The organism is Herbiconiux daphne, assembly GCF_024979295.1.
GTDB classification, from domain to species: Bacteria; Actinomycetota; Actinomycetes; order Actinomycetales; family Microbacteriaceae; genus Herbiconiux; species Herbiconiux daphnes.
In genome coordinates this window covers 1-882 of the sequence record NZ_JANLCJ010000231.1, presented here as the reverse complement: position 1 = coordinate 882, position 882 = coordinate 1, and the positions used below count along the sequence as shown (strand labels likewise).

Below are 882 nucleotides of genomic sequence, written 5' to 3'. Positions count from 1 at the left end.
GGAAGGATTCTAGATAATTATGAAGATAGCAGAACAACAGCAGAACCAGAAGAGCCTGTCGAAGACGACGCACCAAGAATGCGAGCACGAGTCACAACCAGACGTGGAAGTCCTAGTTTCGCAGACACCTTACGTCGAGCAGAAGCAGGATTCCGAGCAAGAGCAGCAGGACGTGGAGAAGCATCCAGTCGACCAAGCGTACGAGATGTATCTGACACAGACATTGCCCCAGCAGCGTACCACTGGTCTTCAGCTTTTGTCAACACTGCAACCACAGCAACGGAACCCTTTGCCGTCATGGACGAGACTGAATCTGTGTCCCCAAGTATCGAAGGATAAAACATATGAAATTGCTCTCATTGACTCAGACGTTCTTCGCTATGAGCTGGGAGCAATTACCACCAATCACGCGTTCGTCAAAGGCTACCGTATACCCGCAGCTGCTGAGTTTATTCAAAAAAGGTGCGAAGAAAAAGTCTTACGCATCAATGCGGCGACGGGTGGTGTTAAGCATATGTGTGTCTTTAGTGGCTCCGGTAATTTTCGATTCGGTGTCGCCTCTGTACAGAAATACAAGGGCAATAGGGACGGTTTTGAAAAGCCGGAGCATTGGATCACTGTTAATGATTATCTAAAGGAAACTCAACCTCATGTTGTCGTTAATGGTCGAGAGGCCGATGATTACCTTGCCGAAAGACAAAGACGCACTGGTAATACTATCATCTGTACTCGCGATAAAGATCTGTTGGTTACACCGGGTTGGCACTACCGTTGGTCTTGTGGTGAGAACCAGCCCGAAGTTCCTCCACATTTCGTTTCCGAACTGGAAGCCTGGAGAAACTTTTTTATCCAGATTCTTACCGGGGACACGACGGATAATAT

The 882-nt window shown here is 47.8% G+C and carries 1 protein-coding gene; it reads left to right on the top strand.

All coding sequences use genetic code 11. The features are described from left to right. Window positions 1-19: 19 nt before the first annotated feature. A partial coding sequence (locus N1032_RS24305) for a hypothetical protein (RefSeq protein ID WP_259543057.1) occupies window positions 20-882 on the top strand: 863 nt, incomplete at its 3' end.